This window comes from Streptomyces sp. ISL-10, from assembly GCF_018614575.1.
Taxonomy (GTDB): domain Bacteria; phylum Actinomycetota; class Actinomycetes; order Streptomycetales; family Streptomycetaceae; genus Streptomyces.
The window spans coordinates 1-24,063 of sequence record NZ_JAGGOJ010000033.1 but is presented as its reverse complement, the minus strand read 5'-3'; the positions used below and the strand labels follow the sequence as shown (position 1 = coordinate 24,063).

General features: G+C 71.1%; 24 protein-coding genes, 2 tRNA genes, 1 other RNA gene and 1 pseudogene. 20 read left to right on the top strand and 8 right to left on the bottom strand.

Translation table 11 applies throughout. The features are described from left to right. Positions 1 to 53: 53 nt before the first annotated feature. Together J7E88_RS30150 and ffs are read right to left on the bottom strand one after the other, a co-directional pair. Positions 54 to 2,369, bottom strand: a complete 2,316-nt coding sequence (locus tag J7E88_RS30150; RefSeq protein WP_215186621.1) for a DNA polymerase III subunit gamma and tau — start codon at positions 2,367 to 2,369, stop codon at positions 54 to 56. Positions 2,370 to 2,463: 94 nt separating this feature from the next. Then, positions 2,464 to 2,562: signal recognition particle sRNA small type (ffs, locus tag J7E88_RS30145), an RNA gene on the bottom strand. Between the two features lie 97 nt (positions 2,563 to 2,659). Between ffs and J7E88_RS30140 the strand changes: the two genes are divergently transcribed. Beyond that, positions 2,660 to 2,747: transfer RNA gene (locus tag J7E88_RS30140), tRNA-Ser, on the top strand. A 574-nt stretch (positions 2,748 to 3,321) separates the two neighbouring features. Here J7E88_RS30140 and J7E88_RS30135 read toward each other — a convergent pair. Beyond that, positions 3,322 to 3,666 (bottom strand): helix-turn-helix domain-containing protein, encoded by a 345-nt coding sequence (locus tag J7E88_RS30135; RefSeq protein WP_215186620.1) that lies wholly within the window; start codon positions 3,664 to 3,666, stop codon positions 3,322 to 3,324. Between the two features lie 97 nt (positions 3,667 to 3,763). Between J7E88_RS30135 and J7E88_RS30130 the strand changes: the two genes are divergently transcribed. The 4 genes from J7E88_RS30130 (at position 3,764) to J7E88_RS30115 (ending at position 7,845) form a co-directional block, all read left to right on the top strand. Further along, positions 3,764 to 4,657, top strand: coding sequence for an NAD(P)-dependent oxidoreductase (locus J7E88_RS30130; protein WP_215186619.1), 894 nt, complete (start codon positions 3,764 to 3,766; stop codon positions 4,655 to 4,657). A 298-nt stretch (positions 4,658 to 4,955) separates the two neighbouring features. Then, positions 4,956 to 5,309 carry a VOC family protein gene (locus J7E88_RS30125; RefSeq protein WP_215186618.1) on the top strand — a complete coding sequence of 118 codons (354 nt, stop codon included), beginning with the start codon at positions 4,956 to 4,958 and terminating at the stop codon, positions 5,307 to 5,309. 604 nt (positions 5,310 to 5,913) lie between these two features. Beyond that, positions 5,914 to 7,173 (top strand): S8 family serine peptidase, encoded by a 1,260-nt coding sequence (locus J7E88_RS30120; RefSeq protein WP_215186617.1) that lies wholly within the window; start codon positions 5,914 to 5,916, stop codon positions 7,171 to 7,173. 465 nt (positions 7,174 to 7,638) lie between these two features. Next, complete coding sequence (locus J7E88_RS30115) at positions 7,639 to 7,845, top strand: DUF5988 family protein (protein ID WP_215186616.1); 207 nt, start codon at positions 7,639 to 7,641, stop codon at positions 7,843 to 7,845. Positions 7,846 to 8,230: 385 nt separating this feature from the next. On the opposite strand, the gene J7E88_RS30110 is transcribed toward J7E88_RS30115, so the two are convergent. Next, a complete protein-coding gene (locus J7E88_RS30110) occupies positions 8,231 to 8,446 on the bottom strand; it encodes a hypothetical protein (protein ID WP_215186615.1) in 216 nt (71 codons plus the stop codon). Positions 8,447 to 8,858: 412 nt separating this feature from the next. On the opposite strand from J7E88_RS30110, the gene J7E88_RS30105 reads away from it, so the two are divergent. The 5 genes from J7E88_RS30105 to J7E88_RS30085 all read left to right on the top strand — a co-directional run bounded on the left by J7E88_RS30105 (position 8,859) and on the right by J7E88_RS30085 (position 12,997). After that, entirely contained in the window at positions 8,859 to 9,164 is a 306-nt protein-coding gene (locus J7E88_RS30105; RefSeq protein WP_215186614.1) for a hypothetical protein, read from the top strand. Positions 9,165 to 9,332: 168 nt separating this feature from the next. Then, the gene (locus J7E88_RS30100) at positions 9,333 to 9,968 is read left to right on the top strand and encodes a TetR/AcrR family transcriptional regulator (RefSeq protein ID WP_215186613.1); all 636 of its coding nucleotides are present in this window, start codon (positions 9,333 to 9,335) and stop codon (positions 9,966 to 9,968) included. Continuing rightward, the gene (locus J7E88_RS30095) at positions 9,965 to 11,626 is read left to right on the top strand and encodes an FAD-binding dehydrogenase (protein WP_215186612.1); all 1,662 of its coding nucleotides are present in this window, start codon (positions 9,965 to 9,967) and stop codon (positions 11,624 to 11,626) included. The genes J7E88_RS30100 and J7E88_RS30095 overlap by 4 nt, the downstream gene beginning before the upstream one ends. Then, the gene (locus J7E88_RS30090; RefSeq protein ID WP_215186611.1) at positions 11,623 to 12,423 is read left to right on the top strand and encodes an SDR family oxidoreductase; all 801 of its coding nucleotides are present in this window, start codon (positions 11,623 to 11,625) and stop codon (positions 12,421 to 12,423) included. Before J7E88_RS30095 ends, J7E88_RS30090 begins: the two co-directional genes overlap by 4 nt. A 214-nt stretch (positions 12,424 to 12,637) precedes the next feature. Next, positions 12,638 to 12,997: a VOC family protein gene (locus J7E88_RS30085; protein WP_215186610.1), complete on the top strand. Its 360-nt coding sequence runs from the start codon at positions 12,638 to 12,640 to the stop codon at positions 12,995 to 12,997. Positions 12,998 to 13,046: 49 nt separating this feature from the next. Here J7E88_RS30085 and J7E88_RS30080 read toward each other — a convergent pair. Further along, positions 13,047 to 13,909: pseudogene (locus J7E88_RS30080) on the bottom strand (sigma-70 family RNA polymerase sigma factor). A 454-nt stretch (positions 13,910 to 14,363) separates the two neighbouring features. Between J7E88_RS30080 and J7E88_RS30075 the strand changes: the two are divergent. The 4 genes from J7E88_RS30075 (at position 14,364) to J7E88_RS30060 (ending at position 18,359) form a co-directional block, all read left to right on the top strand. After that, complete coding sequence (locus tag J7E88_RS30075; RefSeq protein ID WP_215186609.1) at positions 14,364 to 14,780, top strand: YciI family protein; 417 nt, start codon at positions 14,364 to 14,366, stop codon at positions 14,778 to 14,780. Further along, positions 14,774 to 16,009, top strand: coding sequence for an RNA polymerase sigma factor (locus tag J7E88_RS30070; protein ID WP_374196343.1), 1,236 nt, complete (start codon positions 14,774 to 14,776; stop codon positions 16,007 to 16,009). The genes J7E88_RS30075 and J7E88_RS30070 overlap by 7 nt, the downstream gene beginning before the upstream one ends. Positions 16,010 to 16,061: 52 nt before the next feature. Beyond that, complete coding sequence (locus J7E88_RS30065; protein ID WP_215186608.1) at positions 16,062 to 16,661, top strand: HhH-GPD-type base excision DNA repair protein; 600 nt, start codon at positions 16,062 to 16,064, stop codon at positions 16,659 to 16,661. 138 nt (positions 16,662 to 16,799) lie between these two features. Beyond that, entirely contained in the window at positions 16,800 to 18,359 is a 1,560-nt protein-coding gene (locus tag J7E88_RS30060) for a M28 family metallopeptidase (RefSeq protein ID WP_308307663.1), read from the top strand. 39 nt (positions 18,360 to 18,398) lie between these two features. Here the strand turns inward: J7E88_RS30060 and J7E88_RS30055 are convergent, their stop codons facing one another. Then, on the bottom strand, positions 18,399 to 20,000 hold the full coding sequence (locus J7E88_RS30055) for a helicase HerA-like domain-containing protein (protein ID WP_215186606.1): 1,602 nt from the start codon (positions 19,998 to 20,000) through the stop codon (positions 18,399 to 18,401). Positions 20,001 to 20,096: 96 nt separating this feature from the next. On the opposite strand from J7E88_RS30055, the gene J7E88_RS30050 reads away from it, so the two are divergent. Continuing rightward, positions 20,097 to 20,393, top strand: a complete 297-nt coding sequence (locus J7E88_RS30050; RefSeq protein WP_003955420.1) for a type II toxin-antitoxin system VapB family antitoxin — start codon at positions 20,097 to 20,099, stop codon at positions 20,391 to 20,393. 114 nt (positions 20,394 to 20,507) lie between these two features. Further along, positions 20,508 to 21,134 (top strand): LytR C-terminal domain-containing protein, encoded by a 627-nt coding sequence (locus J7E88_RS30045; RefSeq protein WP_251023436.1) that lies wholly within the window; start codon positions 20,508 to 20,510, stop codon positions 21,132 to 21,134. Positions 21,135 to 21,332: 198 nt separating this feature from the next. Here the strand turns inward: J7E88_RS30045 and upp are convergent, their stop codons facing one another. Beyond that, entirely contained in the window at positions 21,333 to 21,968 is a 636-nt protein-coding gene (gene upp / locus J7E88_RS30040; protein WP_215186605.1) for a uracil phosphoribosyltransferase, read from the bottom strand. Between the two features lie 114 nt (positions 21,969 to 22,082). On the opposite strand from upp, the gene J7E88_RS30035 reads away from it, so the two are divergent. From J7E88_RS30035 to J7E88_RS30020, 4 genes are all read left to right on the top strand, one after another. After that, complete coding sequence (locus J7E88_RS30035; RefSeq protein WP_215186604.1) at positions 22,083 to 22,265, top strand: hypothetical protein; 183 nt, start codon at positions 22,083 to 22,085, stop codon at positions 22,263 to 22,265. Positions 22,266 to 22,423: 158 nt separating this feature from the next. Beyond that, a complete protein-coding gene (locus tag J7E88_RS30030; protein ID WP_215186603.1) occupies positions 22,424 to 22,966 on the top strand; it encodes a hypothetical protein in 543 nt (180 codons plus the stop codon). Positions 22,967 to 22,976: 10 nt separating this feature from the next. Continuing rightward, a complete protein-coding gene (gene tadA, locus J7E88_RS30025; protein ID WP_215186602.1) occupies positions 22,977 to 23,462 on the top strand; it encodes a tRNA adenosine(34) deaminase TadA in 486 nt (161 codons plus the stop codon). 67 nt (positions 23,463 to 23,529) lie between these two features. After that, positions 23,530 to 23,614: transfer RNA gene (locus J7E88_RS30020), tRNA-Ser, on the top strand. A 147-nt stretch (positions 23,615 to 23,761) separates the two neighbouring features. On the opposite strand, the gene J7E88_RS30015 is transcribed toward J7E88_RS30020, so the two are convergent. After that, on the bottom strand, positions 23,762 to 24,063 hold a 302-nt coding region (locus J7E88_RS30015), incomplete at its 5' end, for a hypothetical protein (RefSeq protein ID WP_215186601.1).

The following is a 24,063-nucleotide window of genomic DNA, read 5'->3' as shown; positions in this document are numbered from 1 at the left end:
GCCTAACCGCCGTCCGCCGGAAGTCGTCGTACGGGCCTCCGAGGGCAGGCCCGCTACTCGTTCGTATATTCCTCCACGACCGTGGCGCCGAGCTCGCGCACGATCAGGTCGTGCCCGGAGAGCGCCGAGTCGACGAGGTCCGGATCGTCCTCCTCCGGGACGTCGTCCTCCAGGGAGACCGGCGTGGGCGGGGGCGGGCTGTACGTGTCCGCCGGGCGTGCGAGCTCGGGGGCGGGGTGCGGCGGCGAGGCCGCCTGGGCGGGTGCCTGCCCGGGCCGGTCCGACTGGGCGGGCCGGGGTGCGGGAGCTGCCGGGGAGGGCGCGGCCGGCGCGGCGGCGGGCGGCCTGCCCTGACCGTAGCCGCTCTGGCCGCTGCCGCCGGGACCGCCGTAGCCGCCGGAAGCTGACTGGCCGCCGGGGCCTGGCTGCGCGCCGTAACCTCCGGAGCCGCCGGGAGGCTGGACGCCGCCCGGGCCTCCGCCCACGCCGCCGGACGGGTCGACGATCGCCTCGACCTTCCACTGCACGTTGAACTGCTCGGCGAGCGCCTGTTTCAGGACCTCCTCGCTTCCACTGCTCGCGAAGTTGTCCCGGGCTCCGGCGTTGATGAAGCCGAGCTGGAGGGTCGTGCCGTCGAAGCCCGCCACCTGCGCGTTCTGGCTCAGCAGGATCCAGGTGAAGCGGCGGCGGTTCTTGACGGCCTCCAGGATGTCCGGCCACATGTTCCGCACCTGGCCGGCGCCCTGGGACATGACCGGTCCCGGCGCGGGCGCGGCAGCGGCGGGAGCCGCGGCGGGCGCGGGCTGCGGAGCCGGCGCCTGGGGCGCCGCGGCGGGCGGTGCGCCCTGGCCCTGGCCGGGGGCCGAGGTCGTGGGCCAGCCGCCGGGCCGCCGCGGGGTCTCCTGCGCTCCGCCGGCACCGGCCGAGCCCGGCCAGGCACCGGGACGGGCGGGCGCGGAAGAGGCCGGCACGGGCGGCTGCGGGGCCTGCTCCGGGGCGGCCGGCTCGGGCGCGGAGGCCTGGGCTGCGGGGGCGGGTGCCGGGGCCGGGGCGGGTGCCTGGGCCGGTGCCTGGGCAGCTGGGACGGCCTCCGGCCGTACGGCGGCGCGCGCCGCGGCCGGGCCGCCCGCGGTCGGGGCGGGCACATGTGCCTGCGCATCGGGCCCGGGGACGTACCCCATCGCGGGCCCCTGGCCGCCCGTCGAGAACGTCGCGCCGCGCTCCAGCCGGTCCAGCCGGGCCTGCACGGACCGCTCGTCGTCGAAAGCGGCGGGCAGCAGCACGCGGGCGCAGATCAGCTCCAGCTGGAGCCGCGGCGATGTGGCGCCCCGCATCTCGGTCAGACCGGTGTTCACCAGGTCGGCGGCGCGGCTGAGCTCGGCCGCGCCCAAAACCGACGCCTGCGCCTGCATGCGTTCCACCACGTCGACAGGGGCGTCGATCAGGCCCTTCGTCCCCGCGTCCGGCACGGCCGCCAGGATCACCAGGTCCCGCAGCCGCTCCAGCAGGTCGGCGACGAACCTGCGCGGGTCGTTCCCGCCCTCGATGACGCGGTCGACGACCTCGAAGGCCGCGGCGCCGTCACCCGAGGCGAAGGCGTCCACGATCGAGTCGAGCAGCGACCCGTCCGTGTAGCCGAGGAGAGCGGTCGCCATGGCATATGTCACACCGTCCTCGGCCGCGCCCGCCAGCAGCTGGTCCATGACGGACATGGAGTCACGCACCGACCCGCCTCCGGCACGCACGACGAGCGGCAGCACGCCGTCCTCGACGGGGATGCCCTCGTGCCCGCACACGTCCGCCAGGTACTCCCGGAGCGTGCCGGGCGGCACCAGGCGGAACGGGTAGTGATGCGTCCTTGACCGGATGGTCCCGATGACCTTCTCGGGCTCGGTCGTCGCGAAGATGAACTTCAGATGCTCCGGAGGCTCCTCGACCACCTTCAGCAGAGCGTTGAAGCCCGCCGAGGTGACCATGTGGGCCTCGTCGATGATGTAGATCTTGTAGCGGCTGCTCGCCGGCCCGAAGAACGCCTTCTCGCGCAGGTCACGGGCGTCGTCCACGCCTCCGTGGGATGCGGCGTCGATCTCGATGACGTCGATCGAACCGGGGCCGTTGCGCGCGAGGTCGAGGCAGGACTGGCACTCACCGCAGGGCGTCGGCGTCGGACCCTTCGCGCAGTTCAGACAGCGGGCGAGGATGCGGGCGCTGGTCGTCTTGCCGCAGCCACGCGGTCCGCTGAACAGGTACGCGTGATTGACCCGGTTGTTCCGCAGGGCCTGCTGCAACGGGTCGGTGACATGCTCCTGCCCGATGACCTCGGCGAACGACTCGGGGCGATAGCGGCGGTACAGCGCAAGGGACGACACGCTTACGAGGTTATCGGGGCCCACCGACATTCGAAGCCGCCCCGAGATCCGGCGACGGCCTGCGCTCCGGGGCGACCACGCACCACCACCCGCACACGCAAGCGCCCCCCACGCACCCGCCAGAGCCGACCTACCCTTGCTGCCTTCCGGCCCTGGGGGAGTTCAGTCAGATAGCGCCACGTGAGGGGCTGCGCCCAGGTTACCCGATGGACGGGGGTGCTCGGGCCCCGGTCCCGAGGCGAGGGGAACGGGTTCGCGAGCACTCCTCAACGTCTTGTATTGTTTGCGGCGGAGGATTCGCCTAGTGGCCTAGGGCGCACGCTTGGAAAGCGTGTTGGGGGCAACCCCTCACGAGTTCGAATCTCGTATCCTCCGCCAGTGCCTCACCGGGCACGAAGTCGAAGGGCCCCACCGCTTGCGGTGGGGCCCTTCGACGTTGTCCGTCTCAGTTTCCGTCTCAGCTCGTCTTCGGCGACTCCCAGAGCGCGTCGCCGACCTCAAGACACCGGTTTCGACTACGACGAGATCGGCGTTTCAAGGACTGCCGCGCTCGGAGAGATGCGTCGCTTCATCGAGTCCTACCCTCAGCGGCCGCGATGTGGCAAGCCGAACCCGCTCGCAGCGACTTGACCGTCGAACGAGCGGGGTAGCTACCGCGCCCGGCACAGCAGCTTCCTACCGCAACCCCAGCAACCGCCCCGGCCGCTACCGGCCCTCCGGGCCTCGTAGCGGCCGGTGTGGCCGTCGCTGACCGATCCGGCTAGCTGCGGATCAGAAGGTTGTGAGAGGGGTGGATCGGAGCCATTCGGCATCCAGGGAACGCGAGGATCCGGGGACCCCTATCTGGCCCCCTTGGTCGCCGTGCACCTCGTCGGGAACTTCGAACCGGCTCATCCGAGCAGGAAGGTACCCCCAGTCACCGACATCCCGATCCGAAGCCAAGGGGGCCTGGCTAGGCGGACGCCGCCCCGCCCGGGAGGAGGTGCCTGCTCCCCCACTCCCCGAGGGGCTCCAGGGCCGTATTGAGGGTGTGGCCCAGCGGGGTCAGGGAGTACTCCACGCGCGGCGGAACCTCGTCGTAGGCCTCGCGGTGCACCAGGCCGTCCGTCTCCAGCTCGCGCAGGTGGGCGGCGAGCACCTTCTCCGACACCCCGGGGACCAGCCGCCGCAGTTCACCGAAGCGGCGCGGCCGCTGGTCCAGCTCCCACAGGAGCGACACCTTCCACTTGCCGTCGATCACGGACATCGCCGCGGCCACACCGCAGTGGTCCGCCCCGGGCCTCCGCGTTCCCGCCATCACGCACCCCTCCCCACGTGTTCACTCACTTTGAAGTAACCACCCACTCCATAGTGCGTACTTGAGGACCTTTCGGCCCGCTACCAGTCTGAACGTCATGACCGACACGAACGTTGCACAGCGCTCCCTCACCCTTCTCGGCCTCGGCGACATGGGCACCGCCCTGGCCCGCACCTGGCTCGCCGCCGGCCACTCCCTGACCGTCTGGAACCGCACCGCCGCCAAGGCCGAAGCCCTCGCCACCGAAGGCGCCCTCATCGCCACGAGCCCCGCCGAGGCGGTGGCCGCGAACGACCTCGTCGTGGTGTGCCTGCTGGACGATGCCAGCGTCGGCTCGGCTCTGGACGGCACCGACCTGGCCGGCAAGGACCTGGTCAACCTCACCACCGGCACCCCGGGCGAGGGCCGAGCCCGCGCGGCCTGGGCCGAGGCCCGCGGCGCCCGCTTCGTGGACGCCGGGATCATGGCCACCCCGGTGATGGTCGGCGCACCCGAAGCCGGCGGCTATGTCTTCTACAGTGGCTCCCGGGCCCTGTTCGACACCCACCGGGCCGTGCTGGAGGTCCCTGCCCCGGCCCGGTTCGTCGGCGAGAACCCGGGCCACGCCGCCCTGCACGACGTGGCACTGCTCAGCGGGATGTACGGGATGTTCGCCGGCATCTCGCACGCCTTCGCGCTCATCGAGGGCGAGGACATCTCCCCGAAGGACCTGGCCCCGCTGCTGTCGGAGTGGCTGCGCGCGATGGGCTTCTTCGTGGGCAACGCGGCCGAGCGGCTGACCTCGGGCGACTTCGCCACCGGTGTGGCGTCGAACCTCGCCATGCAGGTGGCAGCCACCGGGACGCTGCTGCGCACCGCGGAGGAGCAGGGGGTCAGCACGGAGTTGATCAGCCCCTACTTCGAGCTGATGCGGCGCCGCCTGGCCGCCGACGGGGCCGCGCACGCCGACGAGGACACGGCGGGCGCGATCACCCTGCTCCGGCGCCAGTAGCGGACGGGCGGCAGCTCAGGCACGGCGGTCCAGGGTCGGCAGACCGCTCGTTGGAGCATCGCGACCAGGGAGCACCGGGCCGCAGCCCCAGGGCGCGGAGGTCGCGGCGGGGCGTAGCCGTCCGGAGCGAGCCGCCACCGGTGCACCGAAATCAGCGGGTTCGCGGAATCTGAACGCTGGTGGGTGCCGAACCCGCGGGTGGCGGTGGCTCCGCGAGGGGGAAGGCGCTCGGGTTCAGCCCGATGAGGGAGGCCCGAGCGCCTGTTTTTCGAAGCCCTGGCAGGTCTAGGCTCGGCGGATGACCTTGGAATGGGAACAGGTAATCGTTCACTCGGTAGATCCGGTGGCCTTGGGGCAGTGGTGGGCTACGGCTCTTGGCTGGGTTGTGGTCCACTCCTCCGATGAGGAGTTCGAGATCCGCCCGGAGCCGGATCGCCTGCCGGGGTTGGACTTCGTCCGGCTTGATGAGAGCAAGAAGGTCAAGAGCCGCCTGCACCTCGACTTCAGGCCTGATGACCAGGACGCCGAGGTGGCTCGTCTGGTGGCTCATGGCGCGCAGCGTGTTGATATTGGCCAGGGTGATCAATCGTGGGTTGTTCTGGCAGACCCCGAAGGTAATGAGTTCTGTGTCCTTGGCCAGCGGCGTCGGTAAGGCTCACGCCTGGGTGGGGTCGATGGTGAAACATTTCGGGTTGGGCGGCGCGGACGTAGTGGTGTGACAGTCAGTGAGAAGGCTCCCCACCTCCCCGCAGAGAGCGGGGCGCGCCCCGCGTTGAGGCAAGGAGCGCCACTCACAGTTCGAATCTCGCATCCTCCGCCAGTGCCTCACCGGGCACGAGGTCGAAGGGCCCCACCGTTCGCGGTGGGGCCCTTCGAGGTTCTCCGTCTCAGTTGCCCCTTCGGCGGGTCGGCGTCCCGGACGTCGTGAGAACGGTCGCCGCCTCCGCCGGCCGCGCGGCTGAAGCGAGCGCACCAGATACAAGACGTAGCCCATGACATGCGGTGTCGACGCCGCCGTGGGCAGAGGGCTCTCACAACGAGGCTGAGGGTGGCGGGCTGCGACCGGGAGCGAGGGCCGCACAGGACCACATGGTTGACAGATGGTCAGGGAATCCGGTGAACGCCGGATGTCGTCCTGCCGCCGCCGTCGCGAACCTGCTAGCTGTGAGCGCAGTAGCGAAGCGTACACGCTACGAAAACTTATCTGGAAACACCTCGTTGACTCTCATTTCCAGTGTCCTCAAGAAAGGTCTGGGATGCGCAAAATCTTCCCCGTCGCCCTCCTCGCGCTCGTTCTCGCGGCCGCACCGCTGACCCCGGCGGCGGCCGAGGCGCCTCCGCGGTCCGACCTGATCCCCGGCGGGTACATCGTGACCCTCAAGGACACAGCCGCTCCCGAGGGTGGCGGCATGGACGCGGCTGTGGAAGCGGCTGTCGAGCAGGCCACCACCCTGGGTGCCGATGTGCAGCACGTGTACCGCCACGCACTCCACGGCTACGCCGCGTCCATGAGCGCGAACGTCGCAGCCGAGCTCGCCGACGACCCGCGGGTGCTTTCGGTGGAGCCCAACCGGCGCGTACAGGCCACCGCCCAGTCGGTCCCGACCGGTGTGGACCGGGTGGAGGCCGACAAGAGCCCCACAGCGGCCATCGACGGCGTCGACACCCGGGTGGACGCCGATGTCGCCGTCATCGACACCGGGATCAACGCGAGCCACAGCGACCTCAATGTGTACCGGGCCGGCGGCAAGAACTGCTGGCTGCCCTTCCTGCCCCCCTCCGACTGGCACGGTCACGGTACGCATGTCGCCGGAACCATCGGCGCCCTGGACAACGGCACCGGGGTGGTCGGTACGGCACCGGGCGCCCGGCTCTGGCCGGTACAGGTGCTCGACCCCTTGGGCAGCGGCACCACCGCGGCGGTCATCTGCGGCATCGACCACGTCACCCAGCACGCCGACGAGATCGAGGTCGCCAACATGAGCCTGGGCGGCTCGGGCACCGACGACGGCAACTGCGGCAAGAGCAACAACGACGCCATGCACCGGGCGATCTGCAATTCCGTCGCAAAGGGCGTCACCTACACCGTGGCGGCCGGCAACGACCACGGCGACGCCAAGAACATGGTCCCCGCCGCGTACGACGAGGTGATCACCGTCAGCGCCCTGGCCGACTTCGACGGCAAGCCGGGAGGCCTCGGCCAGCCGACCTGCCGCAGCGACAAGGACGACACCTTCGCCGACTTCTCCAACTACGGCTCCGATGTCGATCTGATCGCGCCAGGCGTGTGCATCCGCTCCACCTCCAACAGCGGCGGCTACACCACGCTGTCCGGCACCTCGATGGCCGCGCCCCACGTAGCGGGCGGCGCAGCGCTGTACCGGGCCACCCACCCCGGCGCACTGCCCCAGAGCGTCAAGACGGCTCTGCAGGCCGCCGGAGGCGTCGACTGGACCTGGCCCTCCGAGGACGGCGACACCACCAAGGAGCGTCTGCTCAAACTCACGTCCTTCTGACGGCGGGTCACCTTCACCATGGCGTGGGCGCGCACCGGCACCGGTGCGCGCCCACGCCACAGTCACTTGTACGGAGGCACCGAGCAGCGCTCCACTGAACGACCGCGCCGGGTACGGGACCCCCTGACGGTGCCCGCCCCCTGGACACACGACCACGAGAGGTCTGCATGGCCAACCCCGGCTGCTCCGCGAACAGCACGAGGACATGAGTCGCACCCTCGCCGGCATCGCCGACGAACTCACCCGTCGTATCGCCTGGTTCGGCAACACCTACCCCGGCACCGGCCGGCATCTGAGAACAACCGCAAGAGCACCCGACCGCGCGAGTCGCGATCAACCGAAGGGCCCCACCGTTCGTGGTGGGGCCCTTCGGCGGAACAGGACGCCTGCCGACCTCCCATGTGGCGGTGGGCTCACCGGCGCGTCAGCGGCGAGCCGATACCGGGCTTTGGGGACACTTCCGCCATGAACGACACCACGAAAGCAGTCCTCGAAGGCGGACCCGACGATCTTCCGGAGCGGATCGTCGACCTCTCCACGACCGGAGGCGATCTCAAGATCCCGTTCCGAGGCGGCTACGAGCACTTCAAGGCCACCGCGCGGCAGCAGGAGACCACCGAGGGGGCGCTGCCCGTCTACGAATGGTGGGAGCGCACGGAGCTTCCGGGCTGAGCAACTCTCAGGTTTGGCGCTCCCGCCGCTTCGTGGGCCGTGCGGACGACGGCGCGTACCGCTCAGTCACGGGTGCCCTCCGTGACCGCCGCCATCGTCCTGCTCGCCCTCGGCCTGGAGCGCGCCACGCACACCGGGTCACAGCACACCGAGGGCACGGGGACCTTCGCCACCCGGGGTGCCGGACTGCTGCCGGCCGCCGTCGTCGTCGCCGTCGTCGCCGTCGAGCGGCGTTGGAAAAGGGGCACGTCCCCTTCAGGCTCCGCACACGCGCAGGACCCCGGAACTGGAAATTCCGGGGTCCTGTCCGGGCCCTCGCGGCATGAGGATGCGCAGGCGGGGCCGGGAGTGCGCGTGGCCGGGAAGGCCGTGCGGCAGGGCGTTCTCAGACGCCGGTGGTGTGCACCGACACGACGCTCGTGACCGCGGAGGCCGGCACGACGGACGCGAGGGACTGGGCGGCCCCGACGACGTCACCGACGTTCACGGCAGCGCCGTAGCCGTTGGCACCGGCGTGGGCGCTGGCGATACCGCCGGAGATGCTGTCCAGCTCGCTGTCGGAAATCTCGGCGGTCTCAACAGGGGTGAAGTCGTTACGCACTTTCTCTCCCTTTCCATGCTGGGGGAATTCCGGAACCGATGCCGATGGAATGGGCATCATGGAAAACAGGCCGGCGGAAATTCGCGCCCGACGCCTGGAACGGGTGTCAATGATCACGACTCCCGCACCCCAGGATGAGATCACGCAGGAAGACCAACTAGCAACCAACGTTCCGGTTTTGACGGTGAATACTTCTTCACGACAACGACAACTGACCTGCACGTCTGCCCGCCTATTCGTGACGAACCAGACCAGGGGGAAAGCTGGGGCGAATGTCGCCAGATGTCTGCTTCTTGGCCGTTTCGTGGTGCAGGTGGTCCAAAAGTGCCGTGTCCAATGAATTCAGGGTGCGGATGCCGTCTGCCCTTGCAGGACCGAACACCGCCACGCCCGCCCGGAAGAGGCGCCGACGATGCGCAAGCTGATCGTCTGCAACGTCATCTCGCTCGACGGCTACTTCGAGGGCCCGGGCGAAGACGTCATGGCCATGCCGTTCGACCACGGGTTCTCCGATTACCACGCCGAGCGGCTGCGGGCCGCCGACACCCTGCTGCTCGGCCGCACGCCGCACGAAGGGTTCCGGAGCTACTGGCCGACGATCGCCGACGATTCCGACGCCCCACCGCTGGAGCGGGAGGTCTCCCGCCGCGGCACCCGTACGTGGGACGGCTCCGGGCTCGTGCTCGTCCGCTACGCGGTCGAACCGACCAGGTCATAAGCGCCAGGGCCCCGCCTGCCCGGGCCCCGCCCGTCCTGCGCCCCCGCCCGTCCGGGCCCCGCCTGCCCACGGTGCCCGCCCGTCCTGCACCCTCGCCCCGCTGCGTCCGCACCCTTGTCGATACGTGAATGCATCCGATACGTTCGCGCATCGAACAAGGGACCGGCCATGACGACCACCACCGCATCCGCACCCAGACGTGTCACCGCGCGCCGCGCCCAGACGCGGCAGCGCATGCTCGACGCCGCCCTCCAGGTGTTCGCGGACGAGGGCTTCGGCCGCTCGACCGTGGAGCGCGTCTGCGAGCGGGCCGGCTACACACGCGGCGCCTTCTACTCGAACTTCTCCTCCCTCGACGAGCTGTTCCTGGCCATGTGGGAGGAGCGCTCGCAGCGCATGCTCGCCGACCTGCGCGAGGCCCTGGCCGAGGTCTCCGGCGCGGCGCCCGAGGAGGCGCTGCGGGCCGCGCTCCGCGCGATTCCCGTGGACGACGCCTGGTACAGGGTGACGGCCGAGTTCACGGCGCACGCGCTGCGCAATCCCCCGCTGCGGCGCGTGATGGCGGCCCGCGAGCAGGCGATCCTCGACACGATCCTGCCGGTCGTCGTCGACGCGCTCGGGCGGACCGGGCGGCGGGTCCCCGACGTGGTCGCCCTCGGGCAGGCCCTGGTCGCCGTGCACGACGGCACCGCCGTACAGGTGCTGCTCGAACCGGGCAGCGAGGTGCCGCACCGGCGCCGCGAGGAGCTGTTCAGAGTCGTTCTGCAGGCGTACAGCACGCCCGTCACCGAGGAGGCAGCGTGAGCGAGGACGCCGACGTCATCGTCGTGGGCGCGGGACTGGCCGGTCTCGTCGCGACGTACGAACTCACCCGCGCCGGGCGGCGGGTGGTGGTCGTCGACCAGGAGAACGAGGCCAATCTCGGCGGTCAGGCGTTCTGGTCGCTCGGCGGGCTGTTCCTCGTCGACAGCCCCGAGCAGCGGCGGATGGGCATCAAGGACTCCGTCGAACTGGCCCTGTCCGACTGGCTGGGCTCGGCCGGCTTCGACCGGGAGCGCGAGGACCAGTGGCCGCGCCGGTGGGCCGAGGCGTACGTGAACTTCGCCGCCGGTGAGAAGCGGGACTATCTGCAGCGCCTGGGGCTGCATGTGATGCCGACGGTCGGCTGGGCCGAGCGCGGCGCCGGTGCGGCGGCCGGGCACGGCAACTCGGTGCCGCGGTTCCACATCACCTGGGGCACCGGCCCCGAGGTGGTCCGCGTGTTCCGCGAGCCCGTGCTCGCGGCCGCCGCGCGCGGGCTGGTCACGTTCCGCCACCGTCACCGCGTCGACGGGCTGGTCCTCGAGAACGGGGCGGCGGTCGGCGTGCGCGGCACGGTGCTCGAACCGTCCGCCGAGCCGCGCGGCGTCGCCTCGTCCCGCGAGCCTGCGGGCGAGTTCGAACTGCGCGCGCAGGCCGTGGTGGTGACCTCCGGCGGCATCGGCGGCAACCAGCAGCTGGTCCGCGACAGCTGGCCCGCGGAGCGGCTCGGGCCCGCGCCACGGTCGATGATCACGGGCGTTCCCGCGTACGTCGACGGCCGGATGCTTTCGATAACCGAGGGCGCGGGCGGCTCGATCGTCAACCGCGACCGGATGTGGCACTACACCGAGGGCATCAAGAACTGGGATCCGATCTGGCCCGACCACGCGATCCGCATCATCCCCGGCCCCTCTTCGCTGTGGCTGGACGCGAAGGGGCGCAGGCTCCCGGTGCCGCTGTTCCCGGGCCACGACACGCTCGCCACGCTGAAGCACATCGTGAGCACCGGCCACGACCACTCGTGGTTCGTGCTGACGCGGGCGATCGTGGAGAAGGAGTTCGCGCTCTCCGGTTCCGAGCAGAACCCCGACATCACCGGCAAGGACCTGAAGCTGGTGCTGTCCCGGGTGAAGAAGGGCGCTCCCGGGCCCGTGCAGGCGTTCCTCGACCACGGCGAGGACTTCGTCGTACGGCCGACCCTCAAGGAGCTCGTCAAGGGCATGAACGCCCTCTCGCCCGACTGCGAACTCGACTTCGCGCAGGTCGAGCGGGAAGTCCTGGCGCGCGACCGCCAAGTGGGCAACGCGTACTCCAAGGACTTCCAGCTGATGTCCGTCACCAATGCCCGGGCGTACTGGCCCGACCGGCTCACCCGCGTGGCCAGGCCCCACCGCCTCCTCGACCCCGACCAGGGGCCGTTGATCGCCGTACGGCTGCACCTGCTGACCCGCAAGACGCTCGGCGGCCTGGAGACGACGCTGGACTCCCAGGTGGTCCGCCCCGACGGATCCGCCTTCGACGGCCTGTACGCGGCCGGTGAGGTCGCCGGGTTCGGCGGCGGCGGGGTGCACGGCTACAACGCGCTGGAGGGCACGTTCCTCGGCGGCTGTGTCTTCTCCGGCCGTGCCGCCGGTCTCGCGATCGCCCGGCGGCTGGCATGACGGCCCGGGGCACGGCCCTGGTGACGGGCGCGTCGTCCGGTATCGGCGCCGCCGTGGCCGCCGCGCTCGTCGGGCGCGGCTACCGCGTCTACGGCACGAGCCGCGATCCGGCGTCGGTCGCCGCCCCCGTGCCCGGCGTGGAGTACCTGGCGCTCGACCTCACCGACGACGCCTCCATCGAGGCGTGCGCCGCGGCGGCCGGAGCGGTGGACGTCCTGGTCAACAACGCGGGAGAGAGCCAGAACGGGCCGCTGGAGGAGCTTCCCATGGAGGCGCTGGAGCGGCTGTTCCGGCTCAATGTGTTCGGGGCCGTACGGCTCACCCAGCTCCTGCTGCCCGGAATGCGGGCCCGCCGCCGCGGCCGGGTGGTCATGGTGGGCTCCATGCTGGCCAGTTTCCCGCTCGCGTACCGGTCCTCCTACGTCGCCTCGAAGGCGGCGCTGAAGGGCTTCGCGAGCGCGGCACGGCGCGAGGTCGCCCCGTACGGCGTCGGCATCACCACCGTCGAGCCCGGGTCGATCAACACGGGCATCAGCGAGCGCCGCACGCAGTACGTGGCCGAGGACTCGCCGTTCCTGGCGGAGTACCGCACGATGCTCGCCGCGCTCAATGCCAACGAATCCAGGGGCATCCCCGCGGAACGCGTCGCCTCGACGGTGGTGCGGGCGATCGAGGCCGCCCGGCCCCGGCCGCTTTACGCGGTGGGCAGCAACGCGCCCGTGGTGTTCGCGCTGCGCAGGCTGCTGCCGCGGGCGGCCGTCGAGCGCATGGTGGCCCGCAGGCACGGGCTGCGCTGAGGGGTGCCGCAGGCACGGGCTGCGTTGAACGGGGTCCGCAGGCACGGGCTGCGTTGGAGGGCGCCCGCAGACACGGGCTGCGTTGGAGGGCGCCCGCAGGCCTCATCGTTGAAAGGCGTACGCGAGAAATCCGGCGTGGCGGTCACACACTCCCCGCGGGCCGGGTCACCACAGTGAAGGCCCACTGGGACGACCCGCCAGCGAGGAGCACGCCATGAGCGCCACCACCGAGGCCATGAGGACCGTCATCTACCCAGTCCGCGACCTGGAGGCGGCGAAGGCCCTGTTCAGGGCGCTGCTGGGGGTCGATCCGTCCATGGACGAGCCGTACTACGCCGCCTTCGCCGTCGCCGGACAGCACTTCGGTCTCGACCCCAACGGACACGGCAAGGGCATGACCGGTCCCGTCTGCTTCTGGGACGTCGACGACATCGAGGGCCGGCTCAAGGCACTCACCGACGCGGGCGGCGAGACGCTGCAGGGAGTGCGGGACGTCGGCGGCGGCAAACTGACCGCCATGGTGAAGGACGCCGACGGCAACATCATCGGCCTAGCGCAGGCACCGGCCGCCTGAACCGACACCGCTCCGAGGGGCAGGCCCGGGGCCGGCCCCTCGGTGGACCTCACTCGCCCACCGACTCCAGTTCCAGCGCGGACAGCAGTTCCGGATCGGCCAGGATGTCGATCGCGGCGATCCGGCCGTCCGTGACCGTGAAGTCGAAGACCACCCGCGGCGTGCCGCCCACCGCCCACACCAGTCCCGCCGCGCCGTCGACCAGCACGGGACGGGCCGCCTTCGCCCGACCCGCGAAGGTCCGCGCCACGGCCGCCGCCCCGTGCGCCCCGGCCGCGCCCGCCAGCGCCGCCGCGCCGTCGACCCGCAGCACCGCATCCGGATCGAGCAGCGCGAGCAGCGCCTCGAAGTCCCCGCCCCGCGACGCGGCGAGGAACGCCTCGACGACCTGGCGCCGGCGCTCCGGCGCCGCCTCGGGGGCCACCCCCGAGCTCTGCACCCGGCGACGGGCCCGGCTCGCGAGCTGACGGGCCGCGACGGGGCTGCGCTCCACGAGAGGGGCGATCTCGTCGAACGGCACGGCGAACATGTCGTGCAGCACGAACGCGAGACGTCGGCGGGCGAGAGCGTGTCCAGCACCACGAGCAGCGCGAGCCCGACGGAATCGGCGAGCTCGGCCTGCTGCGCCGGGTCAGGCCCCGCGCCGGGGGTCTCGGGGAGGGACGCGTCGAGGGAGTCCTCGCGCCGGGTGTCGCGCGAGCGCAGCATGTTCAGCGACACCCGGGCGACGACCGTGGTGAGCCAGCCGCCCAGGTTCTCGATCTCGCCGCTGCCCGTACGGCTGAGCCGCAGCCACGCCTCCTGCACGGCGTCGTCCGCCTCAGCGGCCGAGCCGAGCAGCCGGTATGCCACGGCCCGCAGCCGTGTCCGGTGCGCCTCGAAACGCTCCGCCAGGAAGTCGCTGTCGTCCATGGGTCACATGTCTCCGCGGTGAAGTCTCGCCGATGTGACCACGCACGGCGCCCCGGTGTGACGCCGTGTCCGCCAGCCGCCGTCGCCGCCGCAGTGCGCCGCCCGGTCGTCGAAACGCGTGCACCGCGCGTCCAGGCGACGCCCGGTGTGACGCATGGTCGTCGAAGCGCGTGCGCCGCGCGCTGAGCGCGCCGCCCGGCTCCGGCGTCCGGCCCCCGGCGTCCGGCGGTCCGGCGTCCGGCGTTCGTGAACCGCGCGACAAGACGCTCCCGGCAGCCCTCTACGCCGACGGATCGCGGCTTCGTCCGGGCCGCCGCCGCGCCGACCCTGAGAAGAGTTCCGGCGCGCCTGTCGAGAATGCGTCATCGGCTCCGACGTCCCCCGTGAGAGTTGCCCACAAGCGGGCGGCACCGAGGGGCGAAGGCCCCGCACGAGGGCACGAGGGAGCGAGACCATGAAGTATCTGGTGATGATTCAGGGCACGCAGGCCGACTACGAGGCCATGCGCGGCAAGGGGTCCCCTGGAGCCCCCGCGTGGAGCGAGAAGGAACTGAAGGCGATGTTCTCGTTCATGCAGTCCGTCAACGACGACCTGGCCGAGTCCGGCGAGCTGGTCGACGGGCAGGGGCTCGCCGAGCCCGCGCAGACCCGCTGTGTCACCGCGGGCCCCGACGGCCGTCCGGTGATCACGGACGGCCCCTACGGCGAGACGAAGGAGCTGCTCGCCGGGTACTGGGTGCTCGACTGCGAGAGCCTGGAGCGGGTCACGGAGATCGCCGCACGTGTGGCGCAGTGCCCCACCCCGGAGGGCACCACCCAGTATCCGGTCGTCATCCGTCCCATCCTCGACGGTGGAGGCGATGTGTGTTGAACCGCGCGAACGGCACCGAGGACCTGCTGCGCCGCCACGCGCCGCAGGTCCTCGGCGCGCTCGTGCGTCGCTACGGCCACTTCGACCTGGCCGAGGACGCGGTGCAGGAGGCCCTGCTGTCGGCGGCGCGCCAGTGGCCCGCCGCAGGGGTGCCGGACAATCCGCGCGGCTGGCTGATCCGCGTCGCCTCCCGCAGGCTCACGGACCTGCTGCGCGCCGAGGAGGCACGGCGGCGCCGGGAGGAGACGGCCGTGCGGCTCGCTCCCCGGGACGCCTTCACCGCGCCGCCGCCCGGTGAGAGCCGCGCACCGGCCGAGGACGACACCCTCACCCTGCTCTTCCTGTGCAGCCACCCCGCGCTGACTCCTGCCGCGCAGGTGGCGCTCACGCTCCGGGCGGTCGGCGGCCTGACGACCGCGGAGATCGCCCGCGCGCATCTGGTGCCGGAGGCGACGATCGCGCAGCGGATCAGCCGGGCCAAGCAGAAGATCGCGGGGCTGCCCTTCCGCCGGCCGGGCCCCCAGGACCGCGACGCCCGGCTCGCCGTGGTCCTCCAGGTGCTGTACCTGATCTTCAACGAGGGGTACACCGCCACGTCCGGCGCCGCACTGCACCGCGCCGACCTCGCGCGCGAGGCGATCCGGCTGACCCGCGCGGTGCGCCGGCTGCTGCCGCGCGACGGCGCGGTGACCGGGCTGCTGGCGCTGATGCTCCTCACCGAGGCGCGCAGCCCGGCGCGCACCGGCCCGCACGGGGAACTGGTCCCGCTCGACGAACAGGACCGCACGCTCTGGGACCGGGACGCCATCGTCGAGGGCACCGCCCTGGTGGAGGAGGCCCTGCACGAGGGCCCGGCGGGCGCGTACCAGATCCAGGCGGCCATCGCGGCCCTGCACGACGAGGCGGCCCGCCCCGAGGACACCGACTGGCCGCAGATCCTCGCGCTGTACGACGTCCTCGTCGGCCGCTTCCCCGAGCCGATGGCCGAGCTCGGCCGCGCGGTGGCGGTGGCGATGGTGCACGGCCCGCGTGCCGGACTCGGCGAAGTGGCACAGCTGGAGCATCGTCTGAAGGGCCATCACCGGCTGGACGCCGTACGGGCGCACCTGCTGGAGCGTGCGGGTGACAGGGAAGGCGCCCTGGCGGCCTACCAGTCGGCGGCGCGGCACACGCTCAGCCTCCCGGAGGCCCGCTACCTCCAGATGCGGGCCGCCCGGCTGACGCCCTGACATACGGCCCACGGCGCTGGCGGCCGGTACGCCGCCGGGCGATCATCGGGGCATGGATGCCACCATTCACCTCGCCCAGCAGCCCGAGGCCGACGAGTTGCTCGGCCGCAGCCCGCTCGCCGCCCTCGTCGGCATGCTGCTCGACCAGCAGATCCCCATGGAGTGGGCGTTCACCGGCCCCTTCACGATCGCGCAGCGCCTGGGCGCCGACGATCTGGACGCCGCCCAGATCGCCGCCTACGACCCGGACGCCTTCGGCGAGCTGCTCCGGCAGAAACCGGCCGTGCACCGCTACCCGGCGTCGATGGCCAAACGGGTGCAGGAGCTGTGCCGGTTCCTCGTCGACGAGTACGACGGCGACGCGAGCGCCGTGTGGCGGGACGTGCGCAGCGGCGACGAGCTGCTGACGCGGCTGAAGGCGCTGCCCGGCTACGGCGAGCAGAAGGCGCAGATCTTCCTGGCGCTGCTGGGCAAGCAGTACGGCGTCACGCCCGAGGGGTGGCGGGAGGCGGCCGGGGCGTACGGCGAGAGGGACTCCTATCGTTCGGCGGCCGACATCACCGGTCCCGACTCGCTGGCCCGGGTGCGGGCGTACAAGCAGGAGAAGAAGGCGGCGGCCAAGGCGAAGAAGACGGCCCCGGAAAAGCCCTGATGGGGGCGCACGGAGGCGGAACGAATACGTCCGGTGTCAATGGTCCTAAATGCGCCGTGAGTTGTGGCGGAAGTGTTCACAGAAACGCAGATGATCGCTAGCTTCCCTTTCACCAAGTTCGCACCGGGAAGGACCTCTGTGAACGCAACCCATCGCAGAGCCGCGGCCACCCTGGCCGCAGCCGCACTCGCGACCCCGCTCCTGCTGGCATCCGCTTCCCCTTCCGCAGCGCACCGTCACGACCCCGCCGACCGGGCGGCCAAGGACGCGGCGAAGCTGGCCAGGAAGCTGGTCGCCCGGGCGTCGGCCGACGACGCCTTCGCACACCTGGAGAAGTTCCAGCAGATAGCGGACTCCGCCGACGGCCATCGCGCCGCCGGTTCGCTCGGGCACGACGCCTCGGCCGCGTATGTGTACCAGCAGATGAAGAAGTACGGGTACGACGTCTCGTACGAGAAGTTCGAGTTCGTCTACACGCAGACGCTGGCCGAGAAGCTGTCGGTTCTCTCGCCGTCGCCGCGCGACCTCACCATCAAGGCGATGACGTACACCAAGTCCACTCCGGTGGGCGGTGTCACGGCCGCGCTGGCCGCCGTGCCGGTGGACGACACCACCGGCTGCACCGCGAGTGACTACGCCTCCTCGACCTTCACGGGCAAGATCGCGCTGATCAAGCGGGGCGGCTGCACCTTCGCCGAGAAGCAGGCGGCCGCGGCCGGTGCCGGAGCGACCGGCGCCATCGTCTACAACAACACCGAGGGCGTGCTCTCCGGCACCCTCGGCGACACCGCATCGGGCAAGATACCGACCGGCGGCATCACGCAGGCCGACGGCGAGAAGCTCGTCGCCGACCTGGCGAAGGGGCCGGTGAACGTCTCCTTCGAGATCCGCCAGCTCCAGGAGATGCGCTCCACCAACAACGTGATCGCCGAGACCCGCCATGGCAACGCGGCCAACACCGTGATGCTCGGTGCGCACCTCGACTCGGTCACCGCGGGGCCCGGGATCAACGACAACGGCTCCGGCTCGGCCGGTCTGCTCGAAGTCGCCCAGGAACTCGCCAAGAAGGAGCCGCGCCCCGCCAACAAGGTGCGCTTCGCCTGGTGGTCGGCCGAGGAGAACGGGCTGCTCGGCTCCGAGCACTACGTCGCGAACCTGAGCGACCTGGGCAAGAAGGAGATCAAGCTCTACCTGAACTTCGACATGATCGCCTCGCCCAACTACGGCATCTTCGTCTACGACGGCGACGACTCCGACCGTGTGGGCGCGGGCCCCGGCCCCGCGGGCTCGGCCCAACTGGAGCGCGACATCAACGCGTTCCTCGACCGCAACGGCACCCCGCACGAGGGCACCGACTTCACCGGCCGTTCCGACTACGGCCCGTTCATCGAGGTCGGCATCCCGTCCGGCGGCACGTTCACGGGCGCCGAGGGCATCAAGACGCAGGCACAGGCGCAGAAGTTCGGCGGCGAGGCGGGCGTCGCGTACGACCCGAACTACCACGCCAAGGGCGACACCATCGAGAACATCGACATGGACGCCTTCGCCATCAACATCGGCGTCATCGCCAACGCCGTCGGCACCTATGCCCACGACCTGAGCTCGCTGCGCAAGCCGGTCGAGTCCGTCCCCACGGACGGTGACGCGGGCAGCGGCGGCGGCCTGCACGACGGTCATGACCACGAGGTGACCGAGTAACAGCCCCTTGAGGGCAGGACACCGGCGCGCCGCGGGGGATCACCTTCTGCGGCGCGCCGTTCCGAACAGCGAGCGTGTGATCTCACGGCCGAGCTGCGTACCGACCGAGCGCGCCAGCGACCGGAAGACGCCGCTGCCCATGACCTGCCCGGCGAGCGACTCCTCCCGCTGCTGCCCCTTCCGCCGTGTCGGCTCCGGCTCGGCCTCCCGCGCCGCGCGCTCGGCCGCCGCCTCCGCCGCCTGCTGCCCGGCCGACAGCTTCTCGTACGCCGACGCGCGGTCCACGGCCTCGGCGTAGCGCCCGTACAGCGGCGATCCCTCGACCGCGGCGTCCAGCGCGGCCGCCTCGACCGGTCCCATCAGCGACTGCGGAGCACGCAGCCGGGTCACGGCGACCGGCGCCGGCGCGCCGCCCTCGCTCAGCACGGTGACCACCGCCTCGCCCGTCCCGAGCCCGGTCAGCACCTCCTCGAGGTCGTACGGGGAGTTCGGGAAGGTCTTCACCGTCGCCTTGAGTGCCGTGGCGTCCTCGGGCGTGAAGGCACGGAGCGCGTGCTGCACCCGGTTGCCGAGCTGGGCCAGCACATCGCCCGGCACGTCCTTCGGGCTCTGCGTGACGAAGAAGATGCCGACCCCTTTCGAGCGAATCAGCCGCACGGTCTGCGTGATCGACTCCAGGAACGCCTTGGACGCCCCGTTGAACAGCAGATGCGCCTCGTCGAAGAAGAAGACCAGCTTCGGCCGGTCCAGGTCACCGGCCTCCGGCAGATCGTGGAAGAGGTCCGCCAGCAGCCACATCAGGAACGTCGAGAACAGCTGCGGCCGGTCCTGCACCGCCGGCAGCTCCAGTACGGACACGAGCCCCCGCCCGTCGGCCGCCGTACGCAGCAGGTCGGCGGTGTCGAAGGCGGGCTCGCCGAAGAAGCCCGAGGCGCCCTGCTGCTCGAAGGCGGTGATCGAGCGGAGGATCACCCCGGCGGTGGCGGTCGACAGACCGCCGATCGTCTTCAGCTCCGCCCTGCCCTCGTCCGACACGAGGAAGGCGACGACGGCCCGCAGGTCCTTGAGGTCGATCAGCTCCAGGCCCTTGCTGTCGGCGTAGTGGAAGACCAGCCCGAGGGACTGCTCCTGCGTCCGGTTGAGCTGGAGCACCTTCGACAGGAGCAGCGGGCCGAAGTCGGTGACCGTGGCGCGCAGCGGGATGCCCGGGCCGATGCCGCCGAGCCCGTAGAACTCGCAGGGAAAGCCCGCGGCCGACCACCGCTGACCCACCTGTCGGGCCCGCTGCTGGACCCGTTCGCCGCCCTGTCCAGGGGCCGAGATCCCTGACACGTCCCCCTTGACGTCGGCGAGGAAGACCGACACGCCGTGCGCCGACAGCTGTTCGGCGATCAGCTGGAGCGTCTTGGTCTTGCCGGTGCCGGTCGCCCCGGCCACCAGGCCGTGCCGGTTGAGCATCGAGAGCGGGATGCGGATCCGCGCGCCGGGCAGGCACTGCCCGTCCCACAGCAGGGCACCCAGATCGAGCGCGGGGCCGGTGAAGGAGTACGCCGAGGCGATCTCCACGGCGGGCCGCGGAAGGGCCGCGGCGGTCCCGATCTCCTCTGCGGCGCCCTGTCGCACTGGTTCCTGAGCTGTCATGAGAGACCCCTGTTTCCCGCTTTGCCCAGTTTTCGACAGGATCGCACCGCCGCTCCGCGGCTGCGCCCGGAGCCTCTTGACCGGTAGGCTTTCCGTGTGATCTTCAAGCGCATCGGCAACGGGCGGCCGTATCCCGACCACGGCCGGGAAAGCACCCGACAGTGGGCGGATGTCGCGCCGCGCCCGGTCCGCCTCGATCAGCTCGTGACGACCAAGGGCCAGCTGGACCTCGAAACGCTGCTTGCCGAGGACTCGACCTTCTACGGCGACCTCTTCGCCCACGTCGTGAAGTGGCAGGGCGACCTCTACCTGGAGGACGGGCTCCACCGCGCCGTGCGCGCGGCCCTGCAGCAGCGCCAGGTGCTGCACGCCCGCGTGCTCGAGCTCGGCTGAACCCCCGCGGCCTCGGGCGCCGACTGATCCTTTCGGAGTCAAATCGGCACCGTACGGACGCAACGGACTGATCGTTTAGTAGGCATAACGACCGGGCCGCACTACGCTGCGCCCATGAGCATGCTCACTCCCCCCGGCATGGGCGGAAAGTACCGCATCACGGGCGACAAATACCCACGTATGCGACGCTCCCGGAGCCGCCGCAGAATCGTCTTTGCAGTGGTGGCCGCGGTGGTCGCGCTCGGCCTGGCCGGCTGGGGGACCATGCAGCTCATCGACGCCTTCACCGGCGGCGGCAAGAAGACCACGGCGGGCGACCGGGCCCGGGACTGCGAGCCCGTCCCCGTCGTCTCCGCGGCACCCCTCCCGCCGAAGCCGCGCCAGGTCACGGTGAACGTCTACAACGCCACCCCGCGCAGCGGTCTGGCGAAGGCCGCGGCCGACGAACTGAAGAAGCGCGGCTTCACCATCGGCAAGGTGGGCAACGCGACGCCCGAGTACGACAAGAAGGTCCACGGGACCGCGGTGCTGCTCGGCGGCCCGACGGCCCACGAGGGATACTTCAGGGTGCTGGGCACGCAGCTCGCCGGCACCCAGCTCAAGACCGACACCCGCAGCACGGCGGACGTCGACCTGATCATCGGGACGGCCTTCACGACCCTGTCACCGAAGAAGGACGCCGACGTGGCCCTGGCCGCGATGGCGGAGCCCGCACCCTCGCCCTCGCCTTCTTGTCGGTGAATCGGAGCAGGGCCTCCAGCAGGAGGTGAGGAGGCCGAAGGGGCGCGGCGATGTCGAGAGTAAGAACGCGCCGAGGCCCGAGGAACGTGGATCCACCCCCGGACGAAGTCCGGGGGTGGATCGAGCAGGATCGACCGTCGACGCCGTCAGGCGCCCCGATGGGGGTCCCCCGGCGAAGCCAGGGGGAGAGCCGAGCCCCTAAACAGCGGTCCCGTACATGCGGTCGCCCGCGTCACCGAGGCCCGGAACGATGTAGCCGTGCTCGTTCAGGCGCTCGTCGACCGACGCCGTCACCACCGTCACCGGGGTGCCCGCCAGTTCGCGCTCCATCAGCTCGACGCCCTCCGGCGCCGCGAGCAGCACCACGGCGGTCACATCGTCGGCACCGCGCTTGATCAGCTCCTGGATCGCCGCGACCAGCGTGCCGCCGGTGGCCAGCATCGGGTCCAGGACGTACACCTGGCGGCCGGACAGGTCCTCCGGCATCCGGGTCGCGTACGTCGACGCCTCCAGCGTCTCCTCGTTGCGGATCATCCCGAGGAAACCGACCTCGGCGGTCGGCAGCAGCCGGACCATGCCGTCGAGCATGCCGAGGCCCGCCCGCAGGATCGGCACGACCAGGGGACGCGGGTGCGACAGCTTGACGCCGGTCGTGCCCGACACCGGCGTCACGATGTCGACCTGCTCGGTGCGCACGTCCCGGGTGGCCTCGTACGCGAGCAGGGTGACCAGCTCGTCGGCGAGGCGCCGGAAGGTCGGGGAGTCGGTGCGCCGGTCGCGCAGCGTGGTGAGTTTGTGCGCCACCAACGGGTGGTCGACGACGTGGATCCGCATGGGCCCCACAGTAGCCCGCACTCGCATCAACAGGGCTATCGGAGGGAAGGTGGTGGGGTACCCCCGGGCCACGGGCACGAGGGCATACGGAGCACTCGTGGGGTGGTGTGACCGATGGCGGATCCCGAGCCGGAGCGCGACGAGGAGCCGGAGACCGACGCGGAGCGCCGCAAGCGACGCGCCCAGTTCCTGCGCGAGCTGAACGAGGCGAAGGCACTGCGCGACCGGGTGCAGCCACGACGGGCCCGCGCGGCCCGGATGCGCCAGCAGATGCGTATGCGGACGTTCCGCTGGTGACCCCGCGGCGTTCCCCAGAGCCGGCCTCGCAGAACTGGTGGCCGACGCAACGACGGAAGACCTCTCGCAACGCGGATGTTTCTGCCACGATTCCGAGTGGCGGGGCAGACATCAGCGCACCGCCGGTCGTCACACCTCTGATCAGTGGGAGAGTCACGGTGTACTTCGCCGCACTGCTCGCGCGCACTCAAGACGGGTGGCAAGCGAGCGACACAGAGCTCGACGATGTGGAGACCCTGTCGGATCTGACCGACCTGGCCCGGGAGGCCTCGGTGGACGAGGACACGGTGCTCGTCTTCATCGAGCAGGAGGACGCCTGGTTCGGCATCATCCGCGTCGAGGGCGAGGAGGACCCTCGTATCTTCGTCTCGGACGCGGCCGCGGCCGCGCGCTCCTCCTATGGGGAGATCCTGACCAACGAACTGCTCGGCCGGGACGACGACGACCCGGCCGACGACCTGGACGCCCTGGACCTCGACGGCACCGAGGACGGGGAGACACAAGCGGACGACGACGAGGACACGGCCGACGACGGGGCGCTGGCGACCGGCGACACCGTCCCTGCCGGGCCGGTCGGCGACCGCGAGATCCTGATGGACCTCGGACTCGGTGAGAAGGAGTTGCTGGCGCTGGACACGGACGCGCTGCTGGAGATCGCCGAGGCGCTCGGCGCGGGCGAGGTCCTGGAGACCGTGCGCTGACGATCACGTGATGGAAGACCCGAACGACCCCGTACGCGGCCCCTGGCAGGCGCCCATGCGTCTCGCGCTCGAGGAGGCCGAGCGCGCGGCGCGGGCCGGTGATGTGCCGGTCGGCGCCGTCGTCCTGGCCGCGGACGACACGGTCCTGGCCACGGGCCACAACGAACGCGAGGCGACGGGCGATCCGACGGCGCACGCCGAGGTGCTGGCGATCCGCCGGGCGGCCGCCCGTCTCGGCGCGTGGCGGCTGACCGGCTGCACGCTTGTCGTGACGCTGGAGCCGTGCACGATGTGCGCCGGCGCGATCGTGCAGTCCCGCGTGGACCGGGTGGTCTACGGCGCCCGCGACGAGAAGGCGGGCGCGGCCGGTTCGCTGTGGGATGTGGTGCGGGACCGGCGGCTCAACCACCGGCCCGAGGTGGTGCTCGGCGTGCTGGAACGCGAGTGCTCGACCCAGCTGACTGCCTTCTTCCGGGACCGCCCCGCAGGCGGCTGACGCCCGGCCGGCCGCTGCCCGGATACCGATTTCGGCGTACGGGCCACCTTGGGCTAAGCTCTCTCCCGGTAGCGTGTCCGAGCGGCCGAAGGAGCTCGCCTCGAAAGCGAGTGTGGCGCAAGTCACCGAGGGTTCAAATCCCTCCGCTACCGCTGGTAGACGAAGGGCCCAGTCCGATGGACTGGGCCCTTCGCGCTGTTCCGTCTCAGTTTCCGTCTCACTTGCCTCACCCGTGCCTTCCTCGCAAGACTGCCGTCCGTGTGCGTCCTCGCTGTCGCAGGCCGGTGCACGTAGCCCATCTACCTTGGCCGCTTGAGGCTCACAATCACCCATACGAGCTCCCCCAGCGTTGCGAGCGACCCCACGACCACCGCGGCCCATCGCCACATCGAGGGCGCCGGACACTCGGGGGGCACCATCAAGACCGTCAAGCCGGACAGCAGCCACAGCACGCCTAGTCCGTACGCAACTCGCGCCACATCAGACCAGCGCCGGTATAGGGCGTTTTCCTCAATGAGGGTGAGGCTCAACTCTCGGCGGCGGTAGTCCTGCGCCCAGTCCGGCCACCACTCCATGAGGTCTTTAGACGTCGTTTCAGTTG

Bases quoted from the DNA above. Each gene is read 5' to 3' on its own strand.
- J7E88_RS30055 (WP_215186606.1), bottom strand. From the start codon at position 20,000: ATGACAGCTCAGGAACCAGTGCGACAGGGCGCCGCAGAGGAGATCGGG.
- J7E88_RS30090 (WP_215186611.1), top strand. From the start codon at position 11,623: ATGACGGCCCGGGGCACGGCCCTGGTGACGGGCGCGTCGTCCGGTATC.
- J7E88_RS30120 (WP_215186617.1), top strand. From the start codon at position 5,914: ATGCGCAAAATCTTCCCCGTCGCCCTCCTCGCGCTCGTTCTCGCGGCC.
- J7E88_RS30065 (WP_215186608.1), top strand. From the start codon at position 16,062: ATGGATGCCACCATTCACCTCGCCCAGCAGCCCGAGGCCGACGAGTTG.
- J7E88_RS30125 (WP_215186618.1), top strand. From the start codon at position 4,956: ATGACCTTGGAATGGGAACAGGTAATCGTTCACTCGGTAGATCCGGTG.
- J7E88_RS30035 (WP_215186604.1), top strand. From the start codon at position 22,083: ATGGCGGATCCCGAGCCGGAGCGCGACGAGGAGCCGGAGACCGACGCG.
- J7E88_RS30045 (WP_251023436.1), top strand. From the start codon at position 20,508: ATGAGCATGCTCACTCCCCCCGGCATGGGCGGAAAGTACCGCATCACG.
- tadA (WP_215186602.1), top strand. From the start codon at position 22,977: ATGGAAGACCCGAACGACCCCGTACGCGGCCCCTGGCAGGCGCCCATG.
- J7E88_RS30085 (WP_215186610.1), top strand. From the start codon at position 12,638: ATGAGCGCCACCACCGAGGCCATGAGGACCGTCATCTACCCAGTCCGC.
- J7E88_RS30100 (WP_215186613.1), top strand. From the start codon at position 9,333: ATGACGACCACCACCGCATCCGCACCCAGACGTGTCACCGCGCGCCGC.
- J7E88_RS30130 (WP_215186619.1), top strand. From the start codon at position 3,764: ATGACCGACACGAACGTTGCACAGCGCTCCCTCACCCTTCTCGGCCTC.
- J7E88_RS30105 (WP_215186614.1), top strand. From the start codon at position 8,859: ATGCGCAAGCTGATCGTCTGCAACGTCATCTCGCTCGACGGCTACTTC.
- J7E88_RS30075 (WP_215186609.1), top strand. From the start codon at position 14,364: ATGAAGTATCTGGTGATGATTCAGGGCACGCAGGCCGACTACGAGGCC.
- J7E88_RS30115 (WP_215186616.1), top strand. From the start codon at position 7,639: ATGAACGACACCACGAAAGCAGTCCTCGAAGGCGGACCCGACGATCTT.
- J7E88_RS30135 (WP_215186620.1), bottom strand. From the start codon at position 3,666: ATGGCGGGAACGCGGAGGCCCGGGGCGGACCACTGCGGTGTGGCCGCG.
- upp (WP_215186605.1), bottom strand. From the start codon at position 21,968: ATGCGGATCCACGTCGTCGACCACCCGTTGGTGGCGCACAAACTCACC.